General features: G+C 47.5%; 18 protein-coding genes and 1 tRNA gene. 4 read left to right on the top strand and 15 right to left on the bottom strand.

Annotated features, from left to right (window positions below):
• Nucleotides 1–549 precede the first annotated feature (549 nt).
• Nucleotides 550–1,296 (bottom strand): biliverdin-producing heme oxygenase, encoded by a 747-nt coding sequence (locus tag Q0991_RS08320; protein ID WP_299487338.1) that lies wholly within the window; start codon nucleotides 1,294–1,296, stop codon nucleotides 550–552.
• Between the two features lie 811 nt (nucleotides 1,297–2,107).
• Between Q0991_RS08320 and Q0991_RS08325 the strand changes: the two genes are divergently transcribed.
• A complete protein-coding gene (locus tag Q0991_RS08325; protein WP_299487293.1) occupies nucleotides 2,108–2,335 on the top strand; it encodes a DUF2949 domain-containing protein in 228 nt (75 codons plus the stop codon).
• Nucleotides 2,336–2,397: 62 nt separating this feature from the next.
• On the opposite strand, the gene Q0991_RS08330 is transcribed toward Q0991_RS08325, so the two are convergent.
• From Q0991_RS08330 to Q0991_RS08340, 3 genes are read right to left on the bottom strand one after another with little or no spacing between them, the layout of a single operon-like run.
• Nucleotides 2,398–3,558 carry an alanine--glyoxylate aminotransferase family protein gene (locus tag Q0991_RS08330; protein WP_299487295.1) on the bottom strand — a complete coding sequence of 387 codons (1,161 nt, stop codon included), beginning with the start codon at nucleotides 3,556–3,558 and terminating at the stop codon, nucleotides 2,398–2,400.
• 6 nt (nucleotides 3,559–3,564) lie between these two features.
• Nucleotides 3,565–4,752: an N-acetylglucosamine-6-phosphate deacetylase gene (gene nagA / locus Q0991_RS08335; protein WP_299487298.1), complete on the bottom strand. Its 1,188-nt coding sequence runs from the start codon at nucleotides 4,750–4,752 to the stop codon at nucleotides 3,565–3,567.
• Nucleotides 4,753–4,770: 18 nt separating this feature from the next.
• Nucleotides 4,771–5,046, bottom strand: a complete 276-nt coding sequence (locus Q0991_RS08340) for a hypothetical protein (RefSeq protein ID WP_299487300.1) — start codon at nucleotides 5,044–5,046, stop codon at nucleotides 4,771–4,773.
• Between the two features lie 204 nt (nucleotides 5,047–5,250).
• Between Q0991_RS08340 and purE the strand changes: the two genes are divergently transcribed.
• Together purE and alr are read left to right on the top strand one after the other, a co-directional pair.
• The gene (purE, locus tag Q0991_RS08345) at nucleotides 5,251–5,790 is read left to right on the top strand and encodes a 5-(carboxyamino)imidazole ribonucleotide mutase (RefSeq protein WP_299487303.1); all 540 of its coding nucleotides are present in this window, start codon (nucleotides 5,251–5,253) and stop codon (nucleotides 5,788–5,790) included.
• A 27-nt stretch (nucleotides 5,791–5,817) separates the two neighbouring features.
• Entirely contained in the window at nucleotides 5,818–6,978 is a 1,161-nt protein-coding gene (alr, locus tag Q0991_RS08350; RefSeq protein ID WP_299487304.1) for an alanine racemase, read from the top strand.
• Between the two features lie 44 nt (nucleotides 6,979–7,022).
• Here the strand turns inward: alr and Q0991_RS08355 are convergent, their stop codons facing one another.
• From Q0991_RS08355 to urtA, 6 genes are all read right to left on the bottom strand, one after another.
• Nucleotides 7,023–7,640 (bottom strand): glutathione S-transferase family protein, encoded by a 618-nt coding sequence (locus Q0991_RS08355; RefSeq protein WP_299487306.1) that lies wholly within the window; start codon nucleotides 7,638–7,640, stop codon nucleotides 7,023–7,025.
• A gap of 167 nt (nucleotides 7,641–7,807) precedes the next feature.
• Nucleotides 7,808–8,554 carry an urea ABC transporter ATP-binding subunit UrtE gene (gene urtE / locus Q0991_RS08360; RefSeq protein WP_299487307.1) on the bottom strand — a complete coding sequence of 249 codons (747 nt, stop codon included), beginning with the start codon at nucleotides 8,552–8,554 and terminating at the stop codon, nucleotides 7,808–7,810.
• Nucleotides 8,547–9,302: an urea ABC transporter ATP-binding protein UrtD gene (gene urtD, locus Q0991_RS08365; protein WP_299487309.1), complete on the bottom strand. Its 756-nt coding sequence runs from the start codon at nucleotides 9,300–9,302 to the stop codon at nucleotides 8,547–8,549. The genes urtE and urtD overlap by 8 nt, the downstream gene beginning before the upstream one ends.
• Nucleotides 9,277–10,437: an urea ABC transporter permease subunit UrtC gene (gene urtC, locus Q0991_RS08370; protein WP_299487312.1), complete on the bottom strand. Its 1,161-nt coding sequence runs from the start codon at nucleotides 10,435–10,437 to the stop codon at nucleotides 9,277–9,279. The genes urtD and urtC overlap by 26 nt, the downstream gene beginning before the upstream one ends.
• Nucleotides 10,438–10,471: 34 nt before the next feature.
• A complete protein-coding gene (gene urtB, locus Q0991_RS08375; protein WP_366524921.1) occupies nucleotides 10,472–11,689 on the bottom strand; it encodes an urea ABC transporter permease subunit UrtB in 1,218 nt (405 codons plus the stop codon).
• 128 nt (nucleotides 11,690–11,817) lie between these two features.
• Nucleotides 11,818–13,119 (bottom strand): urea ABC transporter substrate-binding protein, encoded by a 1,302-nt coding sequence (gene urtA / locus Q0991_RS08380; protein WP_299487314.1) that lies wholly within the window; start codon nucleotides 13,117–13,119, stop codon nucleotides 11,818–11,820.
• A gap of 1,277 nt (nucleotides 13,120–14,396) precedes the next feature.
• Here urtA and Q0991_RS08385 point away from each other — a divergent pair.
• On the top strand, nucleotides 14,397–16,943 hold the full coding sequence (locus Q0991_RS08385; RefSeq protein ID WP_299487316.1) for a hypothetical protein: 2,547 nt from the start codon (nucleotides 14,397–14,399) through the stop codon (nucleotides 16,941–16,943).
• 193 nt (nucleotides 16,944–17,136) lie between these two features.
• Here the strand turns inward: Q0991_RS08385 and Q0991_RS08390 are convergent.
• From Q0991_RS08390 to Q0991_RS08410, 5 genes are all read right to left on the bottom strand, one after another.
• Nucleotides 17,137–17,209, bottom strand: a tRNA-Arg gene (locus Q0991_RS08390).
• Nucleotides 17,210–17,285: 76 nt separating this feature from the next.
• Entirely contained in the window at nucleotides 17,286–18,413 is a 1,128-nt protein-coding gene (locus tag Q0991_RS08395) for a GTP-binding protein (RefSeq protein WP_299487318.1), read from the bottom strand.
• 104 nt (nucleotides 18,414–18,517) lie between these two features.
• Complete coding sequence (locus Q0991_RS08400) at nucleotides 18,518–19,789, bottom strand: glycosyltransferase (RefSeq protein WP_299487319.1); 1,272 nt, start codon at nucleotides 19,787–19,789, stop codon at nucleotides 18,518–18,520.
• A 205-nt stretch (nucleotides 19,790–19,994) separates the two neighbouring features.
• Nucleotides 19,995–20,426 carry a DUF302 domain-containing protein gene (locus Q0991_RS08405; RefSeq protein WP_366524923.1) on the bottom strand — a complete coding sequence of 144 codons (432 nt, stop codon included), beginning with the start codon at nucleotides 20,424–20,426 and terminating at the stop codon, nucleotides 19,995–19,997.
• A gap of 111 nt (nucleotides 20,427–20,537) precedes the next feature.
• The gene (locus Q0991_RS08410; RefSeq protein WP_299487322.1) at nucleotides 20,538–21,113 is read right to left on the bottom strand and encodes a TIGR04376 family protein; all 576 of its coding nucleotides are present in this window, start codon (nucleotides 21,111–21,113) and stop codon (nucleotides 20,538–20,540) included.
• Nucleotides 21,114–21,181 lie beyond the last annotated feature (68 nt).

The raw sequence follows: 21,181 nt of genomic DNA on the forward strand, positions 1-21,181 counted from the left end.
TAGGGTAGTCGTTTCGGCCACCCTATTTTCTTTGAAATCACACTGCCCTATCTACTGCTGACTCTAGATTTGAAGTACCTTGTCATCCCCAAAGGACTGTCCCCTATACAAAGACCTTTATTCTGACTGGCAGCAGGTTGAACACTCCACTCACACTAGTGCCCGATCCCAACGAGTGGAGTGTTTGTGGCTATCTCCTCCATTCACAGGACAAGATCAAGTCCGCCATTTACTTGCTTCTGATCAACGAAAAGTTCATGGAGTAGCAAAGCGAGACTAGCCATCAAGCAAATTTTTGGGACCCCTAATCCTTGGTAATCCAACATAATCTGGAAGGTTTAGCCATGAATAGTTGATGCTATTCTCAAGCTTATTTTAAGTAAGTTTTAAGGAAAAGCTTCTAATATTTTTCTTGAAACTCTTTTCAGGTAAGCCTTTTAGATTTTATATCGGCAGACTCGAAATCTGTTTTAGGGTTAAACCTAACGGGGGTTCGAATCCCCCCTCTCCGTTCTATAACGTTGGTGTAACGCCACTAGCGTCTCCAGGCTAGTCTTGCGGCTGCAAGGTTGCTGCGTCATCTAATTCGGAAGGCCATTGAGACCGTCGTTTATTGCGGTTGAAGGTCAAATTATTGAAGAGGAGTTGACCGATCGCTTTAATTAGGCTGCCTTCCAGCTCTTGAAACAGTGCCATATTAAGCTTGAAAGCAAAATTTGCTTCATCGACCACCTGTGCGGTCATACCGGCAGCCAAGGGTAAGTTATCTAAAGCATTGCGATATTGAGCTTTAAAGGCCTTAGGGTTAGGGATATCTTGAAAGTCATAGAAATGAGTTCCTTGATTGGGAGGAAGGTTCATTCCACGCTGAGCAATTTTTTTAAGAATTTGTCCTCCCGACAAATCACCTAGGTATCGAGTGTAGGAATGGGCAACCAACAAGCTGGGTTCTGAGGTCGCAACCTCCTGAATCCTATTGATGTAGTGATGTGTAGCCGTTGAGGGCTTCACCGTTTGGCTCCAATGAGGTCCCCAGTAGTAGCTCAAATCCTTTTCTAGACTGCTTTGTCGGTGCAATTCAGGAAAGTACAACTGCCCCACAATTGAATGGTTACGGAGAGATTTGAGCTGGTTCTCGAGAGTCAAATAGACAAAGTAGAAGTTTCCCAACAGTTGTCGATATGAGTTGCGCTCGACTGCTCCTTTAAGAAAGCACTGCACAAACGCTACATTTTCGGCCAGGGAATGAGATTTTTTAGTGCCTTCTCGCAACTGGTTGGCTAACTTACCACTCATCAATATAGGGCCTTCTTCAGTAGGGGGCATTAGTTTTGATCAGCAATTTGAAGGTGACATACTATGATCAACCTGATTAAGCTTGCACAAGAACTATGAACTTATTTTGCCCGATAGGGTGAGTAAACTGGACTATTGGCATCTATGAAGACTGTCTGGTACTGCTGCGAGGGGGCCATCGTCTTCGGTCCATGATGAAGGGAATTTACCCAGATTGATGTATGCCCAAGCCCCTGAATGGTAAGTGTATTAGCTCCGCAATTCCGACCCATCTATTCAGAGCTGTAAGAACTTTGTTAAAAGAAATATTGAGGTTCGATCATTCTCTAAGGAGTGTGCTACACTCTTACTTCAATACGGCTATGTACAATGTCAAATCAGCCTGCTTATCGCTTGTAGTGCGTGATATGTAGATATTAGGGGTTAGGGGGAAATCCCGGTTGCTGCTATTGATATTTGAGGTTAATTCCTTAGCGTCCTAGCACGGTTAAAAACGCTCAAAAGAAGTTCTGCTATTTCTAGTGTCGGCCAAAAGTTTTGGTCTTGTTGTTAGGTGCTTTAATTCGAGTGGGTTCTGAGGGGCTGCCCTTTTATGCCTTGGACTCTTGAACACCTGGCAACTAGCTACGCACCTACTTTATCCATTGATGAATCGGCAACGACCTCAAACAACGACTATGATTCTGAATCCGCTTAAAAATGACTTGAAACATTTTCCTATTGTTCAAGGAATATCTTGTCCATAAAACCATCACTTTCTCAATAGGCTGCCACTGACCCGCCAATTCCCCATTCCATACACATCCAAAAAATGACAGTATCTCGGTTTACTAAAGATTTTTCTAACTTGAAATCGACATCGCAAAAGCGATTGTTGGCTTTCTTGCAAGAAGAGTTGGCGGTACCGAGTGATTCCATTGGACTTGCCCTCCGTCACCTTGAGCAAGATCCGGGTCCTTTACCGATTGTTTTATGGCAGTATGGGCTGATTACATTGGATCAATTGAATCAGATTTACGATTGGCTAGAAACCACTTAGTTGCATATATCCCATCTTTGTGAGGTCTAAGGCTCCGCAAGCCAGGATCCTAAATATTGGCACTAGAAATTGTTGGCACTAAAAATATTGTGAGCGGCTTTTATCCCTGCGCCAAGTTGGCAAGGATAACCCAGGGAGTTTAAGGTTGCTTCTAATGCCGCGACTGTGGTGATAATGTTGCGATCGCAAACATAACCCAAGTGACCAATCCGAACGAGCTTGCCCCGCATATGGTCTTGCCCTGCAGCAATAACAATTCCATACTGTTGCTGCAATTTGAATCGGAGGGTTTCAGGGGCTACTTGATCGGGGGCAATGGCTGTGACAGCCGGGCTAGCCGCGCGATCATCTGGAACCAATAGCGGTAGCTCTAGAGCCCGAACGGCTGCCCGGGTCGCTTGCATCAATCGCTGCTGATGAGCAAACAGGGAGGGGAGTCCTTCCGCCTTCATCATCGCTAGACTCACCTGCAAGGCAAAGTATAAATTAACGGGCGGCGTAAAAGGAGTCGTGTTGGCAGCCGCATCGGTGCGGCATTTCCCCAAGTCTAAATAAAACCGAGGAAAACGAGCTGTTTCATCAGCCTGCCACGCTCGAGGGCTGACGCAGACAAATCCCAAACCCGGCGGCATCCGATATCCTTTTTGAGAAGCAGAGACCACGACATCCAATCCCCACTCATCCACGGGAACGGGGCAAATGCCTAAGCTGGTAACGGCATCAATAATGCTGAGAGCTTGACCGTGGTCTTGGATATGGCGGCTAATGGTTTCGAGATCGTTAAGAACCCCAGTCGAAGTTTCGCTGTGGGTCACAATCACCCCTTTGATCTGTTTTTCCCGGTCGGCTTCTAAATGCTGTCGGAATACCTCTGGATCCAACGCCTCCCCCCATGGCACTGTAATGCGCTCGGTGATCAAGCCAAATTGCTCACACACCTGAGCCCAGCGATCGCCAAACTTGCCGTTACACCCTACCAATACCCGATCACCCGGGCTTAAAACGTTAATAATGCCGGCCTCCATGGCCCCTGTACCACTGCTGGCTAAGATCAGCACATCATTTTGAGTTTGGTGGAGCCATTTCAAATTTGCGGTAATTTCAGCCATCAAATCCCGAAACCCTTGGCTACGATGGCTAATGGGTGGTTTTGCAGAGGCAAATAATACGGGTTCAGGCACCGGAGTCGGCCCCGGAATCATAAGCATCAAGGGATTTTCCATAGGGCACTACGCCTCGAACGAGGGCACGTCATCAGAGGGAAACAAACGCTGCCAAGTCAGGGTTTTAGTCTGAGCATGGTGGTGCCATCGCAGCAATCCATGGGCAGGTTGTCCCGGCCCCAACCCGGATAATCCTAGAGCTTGCCGAGGCGCTTCTGTCGCCAAGGCAATCGCGCGGCCCACCGAGCAAAGCCCCCAGCGGATTAGATTTTGCACCCCATTTAACAGAGGCAAGGTGGTTCCAGATAAAGTGCCATCTGGCAGTCGAGCGGTCCCTGCGGTGACCTGAATTTGGCGAGAGTCCCAGGGGTAAACCCCATCCGGTAACCCCAAAGGGGACAAGGCATCACTGACTAGGAACAGCCCCTGTCTGGGGCTAGCCTTCAGTATCAATTTCAACATCAGCGGGTCCACATGTTGACCATCGGCAATAAACCCACACCAAACCTGAGGATGCATCAGGGCTGCGGCTAATAACCCCGGTTGGCGATGGTGCAGACTGGGCATAGCGTTAAAGGCGTGGGTGACCATAGTGGCACCCTGATTAAAGGCCGCATCAGCCTCGGTCGCCGTCGCCAGGGAATGGCCGAGGCTGACGGTAATATCGTGTGATCGCAACCAAGCCACCGCTTCTCCTGATGGCTCTAACTCTGGAGCTAAGGTGATCACCTTAACGACATCGCGATAGGAACCCATAACCGCTTGCAGGTTTTTTATACTCAAAGTCTGCAGGTATTCCTGAGGATGTGCCCCCCGCTTGACCGCATTTAGGCAGGGACCTTCTAAATGGACCCCTAAAATCTGAGCTTGTCCCCTCTCTACCTGTAAGGTCTGAGTCGACAAAACGGCTAAGGCTTGTTGGAACTTCTCAACCGATGTCGTCACCAACGTCGGTAAGAAGCCATCTACCCCTTGTTGCCATAGAAACTGTCGAATATCGTGAAGTTTGCTGTGATCAGTGGCCGATAAATCTGGAAAGGCTAGTCCTAGGGCACCATTGATTTGCAGATCAATGCCCCCCAATGATAGCCAATCACCTCCTAAGTCAATTCTGGGTTGGGTTGACGATAAAACGGAAGCATCCATCGATTGAATCGTGTGAATGGCTCCCTCTTGAATACTGACTTGCTGCAATCCTGAGCAGCCAGGGATTCGAACATTTTCTAATTGACACTGCATCCATGAGGCGCCCATCCTTCTGGCGCTCCAACACTAGCTGACTCGTGCTTCCACGGAAGCTTCGCTTTTTTGATCCACAGGAACGAGTTCGATGTGATTGAGTAGCGTCGTGACAAAGGCAAACAGCAAAAACGGCAAAGACAACACTAAAATCAATCCCCCGGTTAAAAAGGCATACATGGGATTTTGATACAGGGCAACGGAGGAAGCTAGGGCAATGAAAATCACAATCAACCAAATAATCACCTGGGCATAAATATCCCCAAAGGTGAGGGTGCAGGAAAAACGATACCCTTGTAACGGATTCATCGAAGCGTCCTCAAAAAGAATTAGAATTTCTCAATGTTGCAGGTTATCTGGAAGGCTGATGATCAAGAAATATGCCGTTTGCCAGAAGTAATCAAATTTTAGACAAATCCAGATCAAACGTGAGGTTTTTAATTAAAAAACAAGACTTGCTGTTCCTCTCCTCATTCTAACGTTGTCCCTGTTTTGCAAAGGAAAGAAGATCCCTTGAGCCATCCTGAAGTTGCCATCATTATGGGCAGTGATTCTGATTTACCGACGATGCAAGCTGCGATTGCAGTCTGCGAAGACTTCAAGATCACGCCCCATGTGGAAATCATTTCCGCCCATCGTACTCCTCAACGGATGGTGGAATTTGCTCAACAGGCCCACCAACAGGGCATAAAAGTGATCATTGCCGGGGCCGGGGGAGCAGCTCATCTACCGGGGATGGTGGCAGCCCTATCTCCCTTACCCGTCATTGGTGTCCCCGTGGCCAGCCGCCACTTAAAAGGATTGGATTCCCTCTACTCCATTGTCCAAATGCCGGGGGGCATCCCCGTGGCCACCGTTGCCATTGGCAATGCCAAAAATGCCGGTCTTTTGGCATTGCAGATATTGGCTGCTCAGCGCCCAGAACTTCAAGAGCAGGTCATCGCCTATCGTCGCTCCCTCTCAGAAATGGTTCAGGACAAACAGGAGCAATTAGCGACGGTCGGTTATCAACAATATCTCAAGGACTATCAAGGGGCCTCCCCCGCAAGCTAAGATTCGATCAGAGTGCCGGATTCAGGAATGGTAAAGCATGCATCCCCTGGGACATTGGCTTGTGAACGCGCTTGGGTCAATATCGATCTCAAAGCGCTAGAGAACAATGTTCGCCAAATCAAACAGCAATTGTTGCCCCAAACCGCACTTATGGCCGTGGTCAAAGCCGATGGCTATGGCCATGGTGCCGTTACGGTTGCCCAAATCGCTCTGAAGAATGGCGCGACTTGGTTGGGAGTTGCCACTATCTTAGAAGGGATTGAACTCCGTCAAGCTGATATTAATGCGCCAATCCTAATCCTCGGGGCCACCCACACTGTTCAGGAAATTGAGGCGATTGTCCGCTGGCAGCTGCAGCCCACTCTCTGTAGTCCTGAACAAGCCCTCACTTTTTCTCGACACTTGCAACACCCATTGTCCGTTCACCTCAAAGTGGATACGGGCATGTCTCGATTAGGTCCTATTTGGCAGCAGGGCGCCACCTTTATTGAATTTGTCTCCCACCTGCCGAACCTCAAAATTGCCAGTATCTATTCCCATTTAGCCACGGCTGATGACACAGATCCTAGCTTTATGCAGCTGCAGCAAAGTCGGTTACAGGATGTTTTAAGCCGCATCCAAGCTCAAGATATCCCCTTACCTAAACTGCACCTAGCTAACTCAGCTGGAACCCTAGTGGGTCCCCAGTTTCACTATGACTTAGTCCGGGTGGGGCTGGCGCTATACGGTCTTTATCCAGCGCCCCACTTCCAGCAAACAATTGCTCTGCAACCCGTGATGCAGGTGAAGGCTCGGATTACCCAAATTAAAACCTTACCTGCAGGATCAGGGGTCAGCTATAACCATACTTTTACGACAGTGCAACCTCTCACCGTTGCAGTGGTTGGCATCGGCTATGCAGATGGAGTCCCTCGGTCCTTGTCAAACCAAATGAATGTAATCATTCGAGGGCGGTTGGCCCCCCAAATCGGTGCCATTACTATGGACCAACTGATGGTTGATGTCAGTGCCTTTCCCAATTTGCAGGTGGGAGAAGTAGTCACCATCTTGGGCCAAGAGGGTCAAGCTTCAATTTCAGCCGAAACCTGGGCCAAAGCCCTAAATACCATTTCCTACGAGATTGTCTGTGGGTTCAAGCATCGACTCCCTCGCATCTTAGTCAATAGCGATGTTCCACAGCGACTTTGACGTCTAGAGCGGGTCGTTTACCTTCGAATGGCTTCTGCGTTGACCTAGGGGGCAAACTGATCCATCGTCACATGGTTAGGCTGTTGGGAAATACGCCGCAACCAATTTCGCACTTTCGTATAGGGCTTAAGGGAAAACCCTCCTTCAGAAGCCACGTGAGTATAGGCATATAAAGAAATGTCAGCAATGGAATACTGATCACCCACAAAATAATCCTGCGTCTCTAGATGACTTTCCATCACGTCTAAGGCGGCATATCCCCTAACGCGACGGGCCTCCAAATCAGCCTGTCGATCTGGGGGAGACCCTAGGTAGTGGATAATGTACCGAGACGTCGCAATATAAGGCTCATGACTATATTGCTCAAAAAACTGCCATTGCAACACTTGGGCATGGGCAAAGGGCTCTGTCGGTAAGAAAGGGGAATCTTTGGCTAAGTAATGCAGGATTGCGTTTGATTCGAACAGCCACCGCCCATTTGGAAGCCCCAAGACGGGCACACGACCATTCGGATTCCGTTCTAAAAACTCTGGGGTCCGACTTTCGCCCTTCAGAATATCAATATGAAGCCAATCATGCTCTATCTCCAGTAGAGACATAAGTAGCTTGACCTTATAACAGTTACCAGAATAAATATCACCGTATACTTGGAAGTTGCTCATCACGATATCTGGGCACATAGAACCCTATAGCAGCATAAATTGCTTATTCAGGGGGAATAGATTGATATTCTAGCGTTCTATTCTCTTATCTCTCTGGACAATGCATTTATGGCTACCATAGCATTTGCCGCAATTTTTGCCTTGAACAGCCCAATCCCATGCCGGACTCAAACCGCCAGAAATGATTGAATCACGTCATTACTCAGTTCATCCGTTGAACCCGAGGCAACGATTCCCCCCTTTTGCATGGCGTAGTACCAATCAGCTTGGCGCACAAAGTGGAGGTGCTGTTCAACTAAGAGCACGGATACCCCGGTTGATTCGACAATCCGACGAACCGCTGCTTCAATTTCCAGAATAATCGATGGCTGAATACCTTCAGTGGGTTCATCCAACACCAACAGGCGTGGGTTGCCCACTAAGGCTCTGGCAATGGCTAACTGCTGCTGTTGACCACCACTGAGATCTCCTCCCATTCGTCTTAACATGCTGGCTAAGACCGGAAAGAGTTGAAATACTTGATCGGGGATGGCTGAGCTTTTTTTTCGGCCTTGGGGTCGAGCCTCCAACCCTAACATTAAATTTTCTTGGACCGTGAGGCTGGGAATAATTTCCCGCCCCTGAGGAACGTACCCAATCCCCAAGCGGGCCCGCTGATCGGGGGTTTTATGGAGGATTGAATGCCCTTCTAAGGCAATATTGCCAGTGCGGGGGGACAGCAAGCCTAAAACTGTTTTGAGTAAGGTGGTCTTGCCAACGCCATTTCGACCAATCAGGCAGACCATCTTACCGGGGCCAACACTCAAATCAACATTGCGAAGAATATGGCTTTCGCCGTAGTAAACATTAAGGTTCGAGATATCGAGTAAAGGCTGAGGAGCTTGGTTGGGGGACGAGACCGTTTGATTAACCATCGTCTTCCTCCGGCTGTCCCAAATACACTTCTATCACTTGGGGATTACTCTGCACTTCATCCATGCTGCCTTCACACAAGACAGCGCCTTGATGCAAAACTGTGACTTGCCGGGCAATCTGGCGGACAAATTCCATATCATGTTCAATCACAATAATCGAATGACTGTCGGCTAGGGTAAGCAATAAGTTGCCGACATTTTCTGTTTCCTCGTCGGTGAGCCCGGCAACGGGTTCATCCACTAAGAGTAAATCCGGTGATTGGGCAACAAGCATGCCAATTTCCAGGCGTTGTTTTTCGCCGTGGGACAGGAGCGCAGCCGGAATATCCGCTTTGGTGGTGAGTCCGATGGTTTCTAGCAACCCAGCAACGGTGCGACGTTCAGGTCCAGAAGGGCGTCCCCACAACGTCGCCAAAACATTTTTGTGACGATTGCAGGATAGATCCAAGTTTTCGCGGGGGGTGAGCTGTAGATAGACCCGTGGGGTTTGAAATTTGCGGCCAATGCCCAACCGAGAGATGTTGTGCTCGGATCTGGATCGGAGATTTTTACCTTTGAATAACGCCCTCCCCGTTGTGGGTTGAACCTTACCAGTAATCACGTCTAGAAAGGTGGTTTTGCCAGCGCCATTGGGGCCAATAATTACCCGTAGCTCTCCTGTATCCATGCTGAAGTTGAGCTGATTTAGGGCTTTAAACCCCTCAAAACTAACGGTTACATTTTCAATTTCTAAGATTTTGTCGCTCATACTCCACCTCCGGATCTTCAGCCAAACTGGGATAAGTCATCACTTTTCTGGGACGTCCTAACAGCAAGCGCATTTGATCGGGGCCTTCGTTTTTGAACCATCCCATTAAGCCATCCGGTAAAACAGTGACGACGATCAGGAACAATCCGCCCTGGAAAAACAGCCAAAACTCAGGAAATTGTTCGCTCAAAAGGGTGCGGGCAATGCTGACTAGAATCGTCCCCAAAACAGCCCCAATAAGGGTTCCTCGGCCGCCAACAGCCACCCAAATCACCATTTCAATTGAAAAAGGGACTTCCATCGTACTGGGGGAGATGATACCGGTTTGAACGGTGTAGAGCGCACCTGCCACGCCAGCCAGTGCTGCAGAAACGGCAAAGACGATGACTTTGAATCCGGTGGGATTATACCCGGAAAATCGCATGCGATTTTCATCATCTCGAATAGCAATCAGTGTGCGACCAAACCGCCCACTGGTTAACCAGCGACAGAGAATATAGGCCAGTAATAAACAGAGAATACTGAGTTCATAAAAGACGAGTTGGGCCTGGTTCGAACTGGCTAAGACACCAAAGATAAGGTCTTTATCTGTTTTGAGACCATTCGTACCATTAAATAATTCAATCGGGCCTTTGAAGAAGAAGAAAAAGACAAGGAGAGAGGCTTGGGTCAAAATCGAGAAATAAACCCCTCGAATCCGATTCCGAAAGACAAGGTAGCCTAAGACTGCGGCAACGAGAGCTGGAATGGTAAATAAGGCGACCAGAGTGAAGGGGAATGAGTGAAATGGCTGCCAAAACCACGGTAATTTAGCGACGCCATAGTTCACCATAAAGTTAGGCAATTCCCCTTCTGGAATTTGTAATTTGAGGTGCATGGCCAGGGAATACCCTCCCAGGGCAAAAAAGATACCGTGCCCTAAGCTCAATAGCCCGGTATATCCCCAAATAAGGTCAATCCCCAGTGCTGCAGTGGCTAAAGCCACAAATCGACCTAAAAATTTCAACCGAAAGGTCGGTAAGACAAAGGGGAGCAACACTGCGCAGATCAGGGTAATCACCGCGATCACGCCTGTTTCCCAAAGCAGTTTTCTCGGTTTAGCAAGGGGCAAATTCGTTGCAGCAGTATGAGTCATAAATCGTGATGTAGAAAGCCTTGGTTCGGCTTTCCTAAACTTCTACCGCCCGGCCTTTTTTGGGAAAGATCCCAGCAGGGCGAATCTGCAAAAAGATAATAATCAAGGCAAATACAATGACTTTTGCCATACTGGGCGTTGCAAAAAAATCGAAAAAGTCAGAGATGGAAGAGCTAAATTCAAAAACAGGGATTAAAAGGCCAACACTGATGATGTAATTGCTGATACCGATTGCGATCGCAGCCACAATACTGCCCACGATATTCCCCACTCCCCCGACCACCACGACCATAAACGCATCGACAATGTAGTTACCCCCCATATTCGGTCCAACAGACCCAATCAACGTAATTGCACACCCCGCAATTCCCGCTAAGCCTGACCCCAGGGCAAATGTTAGTGCATCCACTCTCCGAGTGGGAATCCCAAGGCAAGCACTCATATCTCGATTTTCTGTCACTGCTCGAATCCGCAATCCCCAATTTGAGCGATTTAGAAACCAGTACATCAAAACGATGCACAATCCAGTCAGAGCAATGATAAATAAACGTCCACTAGGGAGTTGGAAATTCTCTAAGCCCAAGGAGGTCAGCCACTCTTTAACCGATGATAAGTTCTGAGGCAAATCTTTTGCCGACAATCCGCCTTGTAACCATTTAGGTGCCGTGACATCCAAATTTCGAGATCCAAACCAAGGATCCAGTAGTGAACGTTGCTCTGATTGGCCTAGTAGAGTGCCTAATGTACTAGTAATGCTAATGGATAACGCCAGAATCACTAACCTAGCGATATAACGAAGTCTTTGGCTGGCTAGGCGGGGCTGCACCAGTTTTTGCCCCCCAAAATAAAACAGACAAAAACAAAAAATATTGATCAATAACACCCAACTGACACTGCGAACAAATTGGCGCAAAATCAAACTCACACCCCAGGTTGCTAGCAGGGTTTCGAGAGGACGACCATAAAGATGGCGCACAACTCCCCACTCTAGTCCCCAACCCACAAGCGCCGTCACTAAAAAAGCTACAGGCAAGGCCACGAAAATGTAAATATTGGACCATTGATCGCCTAACTGAGCCCCACTCTCTTGGACAACATAGGTTGTGTAAGCTCCCAACATGATCAATTCGCCATGGGCGAGGTTGATCACTCCCATAAGACCAAAAACAATGGACAGTCCCAGGGCAGCCAACATCAGCACAGAGCCAATGCTAATCCCATCAAAGATCAGCTTTACAACATCAGCAATCACGCCAATAATCCCAAGAAACCAACATTTTTAACCGCCCATTAGCTAAGAGAATTTCCGATAAAAAACCTCATACTATTGCTTTCTCAGCCTGATCGAAAAAACAAGAGTACGAGGAAATGCGTTTCAATTTATGCGCCTTCTACTTTGTACTTACCCCCCTTATTTGGATCGCTCCAGTCACAAGCATATCCCTTCGTTGCCGGTACAAATTGATTCCAAGGCACTGGATCAATTGGACCGTCCGTAGACCAGACAATATCAAATTGGCCCTCATCGTTAATTTGGCCAATCCGAACCGTCTTAGAAAGGTGATGGTTCCCATTCATGGTCACCTTGCCTTCAGGGGCATCAAAGGTTTCGCCAATAGCAGCCTGTCGTACCTTTTCAAGATCATCTGCCGTTCCAGCTTTCTCTACTGCTTGCTTCCAGAGGTACACCATAATATAAGCCGCTTCCATGGGATCGTTCGTGACCCGATCGTCCCCATACTTTTTCTTAAAATCAGCCACCCATTTCTTATTAGCTGGGGTATCAACAGATTGGAAGTAATTCCAAGCTGCATAGTGGCCCACTAGTAAATCTTTACCAATTTGTCGAATCTCCTCTTCTGCCACACTGACCGAGAGAATTGGGTATTTGTCCGGTCCCAAGCCTTCTGATTTCATCTGCTTAAAGAAGGCTGCATTACTATCGCCATTCAGCGTGTTGAAGATGACGCCTCCATCAGGCATGGCTCGCTTGATTTTGGCAATAATGGGGGTAACTTCCTGATCGCCCAGTTCTAGATACTCCTCACCTAGCGTTTCTCCGCCTTCAGCTTTGAGTTGCTCTTTGATAATGGTATTGGCTGTTTTCGGAAAAACATAGTTCGAGCCAACTAGGAAAAACTTTTTCCCTTTATTCTTAAGCAGCCAAGTGACGGCAGGCTCAATCTGCTGATTCGGTGCCGCTCCCGTGTAGAAAATATTTTTTGAACATTCCTGCCCTTCATACTGCACTGGATACCAGAGCATATGTTCTTTAGACTCAAAGACCTCTTTTACAGATTGCCGACTGGCAGACGTCCAACAGCCAAAAACAGTGACCACTTTATCTTGATCAATCAGCTTTTCCGCTTTTTCTTTGAAGGTATCCCAGTTTGATGCCCCATCTTCCTTAACGGGCTCAATCTGTTTACCCAATACCCCGCCACTAGCATTAATCTCTTCAATCGCTAGTAGTTCTGCATCGACAACTGTTTTCTCGCTAATTTCCATCGTGCCACTCAGTGAGTGGAGGATGCCGACCTTAATGGTATCTCCTGAAGAGCTACCATTATCAGTGTTTCCACCATCTGTCTGACTACCTGGTGTACAGGCTTTGAGCAACACGCTCCCCGAAGCGACGGAACCCATAATTAGGAATTCGCGCCGACCAAATCCTCTGGCCATAAACCGATTCACTCCTCAACACAAAGTAACTTGATATCAGCAAATTGTTCAATTTCACAGTCAGGTACCGGAAAGAACCGATCTGCATAAAAGGCAATTTCGTTCCAAACTTGCTTTGAATTCAGATAAGAATGCTCTAAATTATCCCCCTAAGCAAATTAATGCCCAACTTCAGAAATATAGCTCATTCCCTTGGACATAGTTTTTGGTCAGTGTTGCCTATACCAAAGTAGATATTAGGAATTTACCCTATCAAAAAAATGTAGCTTCCGATACAGAATCATCCTCTCCTGACTTGTGTTTAAATTTAATTTCGGTGGGGATCGCTCTCCTAGTCTGCTTTTGCAGATGCGGTAGTTTTTATTAACGAAAGCTTAAATTCCGAAGGGTTTGATAAAATATTGAGGCCAATATTCTGGAGCAGAAGAATCAGGTTGTTGTTCCCCACAACTTGCATAATGGCTAAAAATAATCAGGGATAAAATATATTTCGATAAATTAGGTTTAAAGAGGCCGACTACATCCTAATTTTGAGAGCATAATGTAGCCTAAAAGCAGTTTCTGGTCCTTTAGGAAGTTTTCGACTGTAAATACTGTTTCTGGTGTGAATACTGTTTCTGGGCTTTCTTTAAGCCAGGTACAAGTCACACAGCAGTGTCTTTTGATGAATCATGTGATGTAGAAGAGGCCCCCCAGCACATCCATAGATTTTCACCGCAATGGTAAGGATTTAGGTGTCCGAGCATTGACAAAATAAGCGACAATTTATAGAGAAAATCAACAAGACACCTATCCAAATACCCTGCCATGCCGAAAGCAACCAACCTCACAATCGCAGGGCGGGGATCAAGAATGCTCCTTCTGGGGATAGCGGTATCAGCATTCCAGCGTCTTGTTTTCACCATGGAGGCCAAAACACTCGCCTTCAATGGGAGTTGATGACAAGCCATAGACCCCTATATACGGGCAACGGATCCACTGAATAGTCGATGTCATTTTGAATTTTATGTCAGGGAACTCTAGGTATAGAAGACCTGATAGCGAATGGGCATTATTTCCCGTTATTTTTGCTAGATCGTATTTATTCGCAAACGCTTGAACCATCGAGAGGATAAGCCGTCTTCCTCGGCTTGTCGCAAGCTTGAGAAGAAGGCTATCGAGTCTGGGTGCAAGGTCCAGCTTGCACTTGAGGCGATACAGCCTATCTGGCGAAAGTTTGCTGTGCGTTGAGTGCGCAGATTTTTCGTTTCCCCCATTACCAAGAACTCAAAGACGACATGACTGACAATAGAACTAAGTCTGACCTACTCCCAAGCAAAGTTGGACCACTTACCATTGCAGCCATCCTTGCAAGTAGCCTGTTACAGCCCTTCTTGCCTGCTCATTCACTCGGAACGCCTGCAGGTGAGCAAATTAGTAATACAGCTACTGCAACCTACAGAGAAGATCCGAGTTCTCCAACCACCATTAATGCAACCTCTAACACAATAACGGTTACTGTTGCTGAAGTTGCGGGTGTGATCGCTATTCCCTCAGGGTTTACTGACAGTACTGGGGGAGCCGTTTCATCGGGTGACACATTAGAATTCACGTTTGATATCACCAACATCGGCAATGCTCCCACCAATTTGTTTATTCCTGGTATCAATAACTTGGGTACTGAGAATTTTGTGCCCAGTGCAGTTCAAATTGTGAATGCTTCAGGCACCGTTTTGGAAACCGTGCCTCCAGGGGGATCGACCCTCAGTGCGCTATCTATCTCAGGTTTAGCAGATCTAGATTCAGATCAAATTCTCAAGGTAAGAGTGACGGGTACACCTGCTGCGGGTACACCCGGTGGTGCAGATGTAGGCGTAACCTTGGGGGATACGGGACCCAATAACAATAATCCTGTTAGTACTCAAAATCAGCCTGATAATGCCGATGGCCCAAGGGCGAACGAGATTCGCACCATCGATGCAAATCCCGGCAATGGTGTACCTGAGAATGGGGAACGAGAAGCGAGTGCTACGAACAGTATTCCATTCGGAAATTCAATCAAGACCATGGCATTGGCCACTGTAACCAAAACCGTATCAAACTTAAATCCAGGGCTAACCGCTGCAGCGAATGACGATTTAGTGACTTACGATTTGGGGATGACGGTTGAGAATACCTCGCCCAACGCAGCATTTTTACCAGGAACGTTGGAAGGGACTCCCATCCGCGTCAATGGAAGTGTTGTCCCACGCATCCTGGTCTCTGATGCTATCCCAGTGGGGACCCAACTCTCGTCTGTTGATAGTATTCCTGCCAATTGGCAGGCGATTTATGCCACTACACCTACAGGTACCGCTGCAACTGCTGCAGCTTGGTTCACGACGCCTCCACCATTGACGTCCGTGACTCGGATTGGCTTTATTTATACAGCTGGTCCAACCATATCTAGAAACAATAGCTACAGCCCATTTCGATTTACTGTTGTTACGGCTGGTCTACCAGCAAATGGCGGCCAAATCAACAATATTGCCCAAGTTTTTGGAGAAACCTTTGGTGATTCTGCCAATGAGGTTGTCTATGACGAGTCCGGTGATAGTCATCCTAACAACTTCAATGATAATCAAACCCCCCCTGATTCAACAGGCTCCAACTATGACCCCAATACGGATATCGGTGTTGCCAATCCAGTGACACAAGGGACTGATACCGAGGATAATAATAGTGGTTCTGGTCCAAAGGGTGAAGTGAACGTCATTCGCTTAGGGGAAGTTGCGAGTAGCGATGATATTTTTAATGGTCCTGTAGGTGTCCCAAGAGCTGGGGGACCTTTGGGTGATAATGATGATTTTACCAATCGGTCAACCGATATCCCTGCAGGTTTTGGGCCTACCGATACCTTCGATCCTGCGCCATCCACCTTTGCCAATTCGGTGCAGAATCCAGCTAGCACAGGGTCTATTTCTGATGTCACCCTTCAGCCGATTTCGCCAACACAAGCTGAAGGGGCCGATGAGAGCACGCAAACGGGTCAATATGGTGCCAATGAAGATATTCCCAACGGTACGATTGTCACGATTGCGTACGATCCAGACGGTACCCCCGATAATGGTGATGAGTTGACAGCTACCTATCGTTGGAACAGTACAACGAATACTTTTGGTTTGATTGGTAGTACGACGGGTGGTGCTGCAGATGGAATCCCCAAGCATGTTAATATAGGGAGCTTGCCAGCGGGGCGTACAGTTGACTATCAGGTCACCATAGACTTGCCTGAGGGAGTCAGAGTAAATGATGATATTCCTATTCCATTACTGGCCTTCCCTGATGACGATCCAGTCAACAACCCTGGCTTTACAGGAGAAACGACAAATAACATCACAATTGATCGGTTGTATACGGGCTTTTTAAGGGTCACTAAAGAGGTTCAAGTTTTAGATGCCAATGAGGAGGTTATTCAAGCTTGGACAGCGGATCAAACTATTTTAGATGGCATCAATAATCAACTCGATCATTTGATTGAATACCGAATTACCTATGAAAATATCTCTACTCCAGCGGTCGGTAACGGCAATGTTACGCTGACGGTGCCTGACTTAACATTAGTGGAAGATGGCACGGCTACGGTTGGAGAAATAGCGAATAACTGGGCTAGATTCTCTAATCATCAGCAAAAGACTAGCGCGGATCAAGGGGTAGTCAGATATTTCACGAACAATGATGATCCCAATCCTTTGACCACATCCGACCCAGTAGATGATACCAAAGTCGAAAAGTATGAGAATGAAGTTGGTCAGGTAGATCCTGGACAGGTTGGTCAGTTCCTGTTTCGTCGTCGGATTAAGTAACAGCCTCTCGGATCATCGCGCTTTCGGTTTGGCCCTCTGGCTCTGCAAGGTCAGCCAGTTGCTGCCAAGGTGGCGTGGAAAATCCTACGGCTACAAGCTTATACGTCAAGCGATTCAACTGTCATACAAACCTTCTGATACAGAGATTGTAGCTTTTTGTCGCTTAGCTGATGGCGTCAACTTTGATAGAAAACGAGCATGGAGGGATTCGAACCCCCGACCCTCAGAACCGGAATCTGATGCTCTATCCACTGAGCTACATGCCCTTATTGGGGTAGATAATTAATCCACCTCGCAAGTATAGCGTTTATGGCTTCTACTCATAAACGCCAGAATCATTTCTTAGCCAAATCCTTTGCTGCTATTGGTGGAATCGGTGGTTAAGCAGTTTTCAATTTGAGATCGCAACTGATCATGATCCAAATCTTGCCCAATTAACACCAGCTGATTCTTGGGCTCGCCTCTCCAGTCCTCATCATCTAAGGAAAAGCGCTTACCACTTAAGTGAAAGACATGACGCTTCTCGCTTTCATCAAACCACAGAATCCCTTTGGCTCGGAAGACGTTGAGGGGAAGCTGTTCATCCAAGAACTTTTGAAACTTGCGAACCGAAAAGGGGCGATCGCTTTGAAAAGAGAGGGATGTAAACCCATCGTTATCTAAATGATGGGAGTGATGATGGTCGTGATCATGCTCGCAATGGCCATGGTCATGGTCACAATTGCTGTGGTTGTGATGGTCGTGACTATGATCGTGATCGTGATGGTCGTGATCGTGTCTATGACCGTGCCCATGATCGCTGTGGACATCTTCAAAGTACTTATCAGATTCAAATAGCCCGACACTCAAAATCAACGGTAGGGAAACCTGGCTTTTAGTGGTTCTGATGATCCGAGCACCTTCACGCATTTCCCGGACCCGCACTTCTAGCAGATCCAGATCCGCTTCATCCACTAGATCAGCTTTGTTAAGCAAGATAATATCGCCATAGGCAATCTGGCTTTGAGCAGCTTCGCTATTAAACAGGTCCAAACTAAAGTTTTCAGAATCGACCACCGTGACGATTGAATCTAAGCGAGTCACATCTCGCAAATCAGTGCCTAAGAAGGTCAAAGCGACCGGTAAAGGATCTGCTAATCCTGTGGTTTCCACCACCAGATAATCAATCTTTTCGGACCGCTCCAGAACCTTATAAACCGCATCTACTAAATCATTGTTGATGGTGCAGCAGATGCAGCCATTGCTCAGCTCCACCATGTCATCACCAGTGGTGATCAGGAGATCGTTATCAATGCCAATTTCACCAAACTCATTGACCAGAACAGCCGTTCTTAAACCTTCCTGATTGGAGAGAATGTGGTTTAAAAGGGTTGTTTTTCCACTGCCCAAAAAGCCCGTGATAATAGTGACGGGTAACCCGCGCTTATCAGCCGTCATGGCCTGAGTGGATTCGGTCGTTGTTGTGGTCATAGTCTTACTCAGAGATGCAGCCGCTGAAGAACAGGTAAGAGTGTAGTCCCTTCCTCTCATACTAAAGGATGGCCCTTTGAGAAAGTCCTAAATTTTAACTAAATCTAAGGTCGTTTGGTGACTCGGTCTGGAATCGCAGCCACTGCCTGCCAAACCGGCAACAAGTCGTTTTGCAACACCTCTAGCCAAGTAGGCCAATGCTGATCAATATGGGCGAGAGTGGCTTGTTTCATCTGTGCGAGCTGATCGGGGTCGTGATACAGGGTTGAGATCGCACCCGCCCAAGTCTCAGGCAAATCGTCTTCAATCACAATGCCATCTTCCCCAGAGGCTTGTACCGACTGGTACGCTCCGCCATGACTAGAAATAATCACAGGTAACCCGGACGCTTTCGCTTCCACAATTACATTGCCGATGGTCTCTGTTTGGGAAGGAAACACAAACAGATCGGCACTGGCAAAGATGGGACCCAGCTGATCATGGTCAATGGTGCCTGTTAAGGTCACATGGTTCCCAAGGATAGCCTGCACTTCCTGATCGCTACTGCCTTGACCGACGACAAGACCATGAACGGGCAGACCCTGATCGAGCAGAATCTTCACGGCTTGGGCAAAGGTTAGGATATTTTTGCAGGCATCTAAGCGCCCCACAAATAACAGCAGAAATTTCCCAGGAGGGATGTTGTAGGTTTGTTCCAGCCCAGATCGATCGCGAAGTTCGGGATGAAACAATTCCTTATCAATACCTCGTCGGAGGTGGGAAATGTGTGACTTGGGTAAAACGGTATTCACCACCCCAAAGTCCGAAGGCTGAGCGGTTAACACATGGGCACAGGCTTGCCAGTAGCGCTTTTGCCGAGCCACCATCAATTGCTTATATCGGCGTGGAATTTGCAGTTGTTGGGAAAGCAGTTGATTCAACCACCCCTGGCCAAAGAGTTTTTCCAAGGCCTGTTCTGTGTAGATTCGGGAATATTCCGGTGTATCCGTATGGATGGAGGCGACTAGAGGTTTGCCCTGCTTTTGGCAATAGCGCAGGGCCGTTTTACCAAACGTAAATTGGGGATGGGTGATATGGACAATATCCAGCTTTTCTAAATAGGGAACGAGAGCGGGATTTGAGGGGGCAATATCCGTATGGCCCGGTACATCCTTTAGGAAGATGAGGCGTTCGGTACTAAACCGAGGGGGATGGATAACATAGCGAACATTGGCAGCGAGTTCGATAACCTGCTCTTGATCACCTAAAAAATGCAGACTTAACGTTAGATCTTCTGGCAACGTGGCTGCGGCTTTAGCAAAGGACTCCCAACATTTGACATGCCCGCCTGCGGCTTGGTGCCATCTCAAATCTATAAAGACCCCAACCGAAACCATATCTAACCCTTACTATTGATGATGATCGCAGAGAACCAATATGTAACCCCTATAACTAGGTAGCCTAACGTACGTTCGAATATAAGGTCTGTCGCTTAAGCCAATGGGCAGGATGTGAAACTAACAGATTTTTGAACCTTCATCAGAGTTCATCATAATATCCATCGATCCGCCAAACTACCCGTTAACCCTCATGCGCTCAAGATTAAGGCTGAGTGGCTGCTTGGGCAAACTGAGACAAAGCCTGTTCTATTTTGGCTAACACCTCTCCACAACCCTCAATATGGTGTCGCTTTGCCAGATATTGTGGGTCGTTGTAGGACAGCCACACTTGCCCCGCTTTATCTCTCCAAATCAATGCTTTTTGGGGTAAGTCTATCGCTGTAGTAGGACTGCATTGCATCAAGCGAGTACCCACTTTAGGATTACCAAACACCACTAGTTCTGTTGGGGGCAGGGACTGCCCCACAGACTGGGCTCCAGCAGCATGGTCAATGCGGGTAAAAAGCGTCATTCCTTTTGCTTGGAGCGCATTTACTAGCCGTTCAGATGTCTTTGAGACTGTATGATGGCTTCTGATATGAATAATTCCCTGGTCAGCCTGTTTAGACGCAATCTTGTCAGTTAGATCAGCCATTGCAGGAGGCGATATTACCCCAATGCTCAGCGTTAAAAACCCTAGTGATACGGGTAGAAGTTTAGGCCACTGCACCATATTTCGTTCCCTAGTAACGGCAAGGTATTCAACCTAAAGTCCCATATTTCGCTTTAAGTCCTCAAGCTCTGCTTCTCTCTCCCAATTTTTGAACTGTTCTTCTAAAGGATCTGGATCGCTTAGAGAGACCTTTTGATACCATCCGTTGGCCGGATCTCGCTTCGGAGCAGATGATGCACTGGGTTGGGGTTTGCGGGGGGCTTGTCGAATTCTTTCTTTGACTTCCTGGTGGCGAACCTGGATTTTTTCCAACAGCAGTTGAGTTTGTTGAAGGCGGGTTTTAGTCACTTCCATCTGCCCCCATTGTTGATTTCCCTGGCTCAGTAAGGCTGCTTCTCGTTCCTTGGCCGCCGCTGCCAAGTCCTGTCGCCCCGCCTTCTCGGCCTTCGTAATTCGTTCATGCCATCGTTTGATCTCGTTAGCAGTTGCAAGGATGGCATCCTGTTGACGTTGCTCTTCCGCTGTTAAATCAGCCAATAATTTAGTGGTCTTTGCTTCTTGTTCCCGCAAATTATCGGCTAGAACCTGCAATTCTAGGTGCGGATGGGCTCGGAGAAATTCCTCCAGTTGCTTCTCTAAAAAGCGGTTTACGTCTTCGAAAACACTCATTGTCAAAGCCTCTATAACTTACCTGGCTTAAATCCCCTGTCCTGAGTTTGTCATATTTTTCCCAGAGG

Origin of the sequence: Acaryochloris sp. IP29b_bin.137 (assembly GCF_028285745.1) — a bacterium.
Taxonomy (GTDB): domain Bacteria; phylum Cyanobacteriota; class Cyanobacteriia; order Thermosynechococcales; family Thermosynechococcaceae; genus Acaryochloris.

What these genes read in the sequence shown, in the direction of transcription:
- urtE (WP_299487307.1), bottom strand. Translation starts at nt 8,554, where the DNA reads ATGGTTAATCAAACGGTCTCGTCCCCCAACCAAGCTCCTCAGCCTTTA.
- urtC (WP_299487312.1), bottom strand. Translation starts at nt 10,437, where the DNA reads ATGACTCATACTGCTGCAACGAATTTGCCCCTTGCTAAACCGAGAAAA.
- urtD (WP_299487309.1), bottom strand. Translation starts at nt 9,302, where the DNA reads ATGAGCGACAAAATCTTAGAAATTGAAAATGTAACCGTTAGTTTTGAG.
- Q0991_RS08410 (WP_299487322.1), bottom strand. Translation starts at nt 21,113, where the DNA reads ATGAGTGTTTTCGAAGACGTAAACCGCTTTTTAGAGAAGCAACTGGAG.
- Q0991_RS08340 (WP_299487300.1), bottom strand. Translation starts at nt 5,046, where the DNA reads ATGAATCCGTTACAAGGGTATCGTTTTTCCTGCACCCTCACCTTTGGG.
- Q0991_RS08330 (WP_299487295.1), bottom strand. Translation starts at nt 3,558, where the DNA reads ATGGAAAATCCCTTGATGCTTATGATTCCGGGGCCGACTCCGGTGCCT.
- Q0991_RS08385 (WP_299487316.1), top strand. Translation starts at nt 14,397, where the DNA reads ATGACTGACAATAGAACTAAGTCTGACCTACTCCCAAGCAAAGTTGGA.
- Q0991_RS08325 (WP_299487293.1), top strand. Translation starts at nt 2,108, where the DNA reads ATGACAGTATCTCGGTTTACTAAAGATTTTTCTAACTTGAAATCGACA.
- Q0991_RS08395 (WP_299487318.1), bottom strand. Translation starts at nt 18,413, where the DNA reads ATGACCACAACAACGACCGAATCCACTCAGGCCATGACGGCTGATAAG.
- urtA (WP_299487314.1), bottom strand. Translation starts at nt 13,119, where the DNA reads ATGGCCAGAGGATTTGGTCGGCGCGAATTCCTAATTATGGGTTCCGTC.
- Q0991_RS08400 (WP_299487319.1), bottom strand. Translation starts at nt 19,789, where the DNA reads ATGGTTTCGGTTGGGGTCTTTATAGATTTGAGATGGCACCAAGCCGCA.
- Q0991_RS08405 (WP_366524923.1), bottom strand. Translation starts at nt 20,426, where the DNA reads ATGGCTGATCTAACTGACAAGATTGCGTCTAAACAGGCTGACCAGGGA.
- Q0991_RS08355 (WP_299487306.1), bottom strand. Translation starts at nt 7,640, where the DNA reads ATGAGCAACTTCCAAGTATACGGTGATATTTATTCTGGTAACTGTTAT.
- alr (WP_299487304.1), top strand. Translation starts at nt 5,818, where the DNA reads ATGGTAAAGCATGCATCCCCTGGGACATTGGCTTGTGAACGCGCTTGG.
- nagA (WP_299487298.1), bottom strand. Translation starts at nt 4,752, where the DNA reads ATGGGCGCCTCATGGATGCAGTGTCAATTAGAAAATGTTCGAATCCCT.
- Q0991_RS08320 (WP_299487338.1), bottom strand. Translation starts at nt 1,296, where the DNA reads ATGAGTGGTAAGTTAGCCAACCAGTTGCGAGAAGGCACTAAAAAATCT.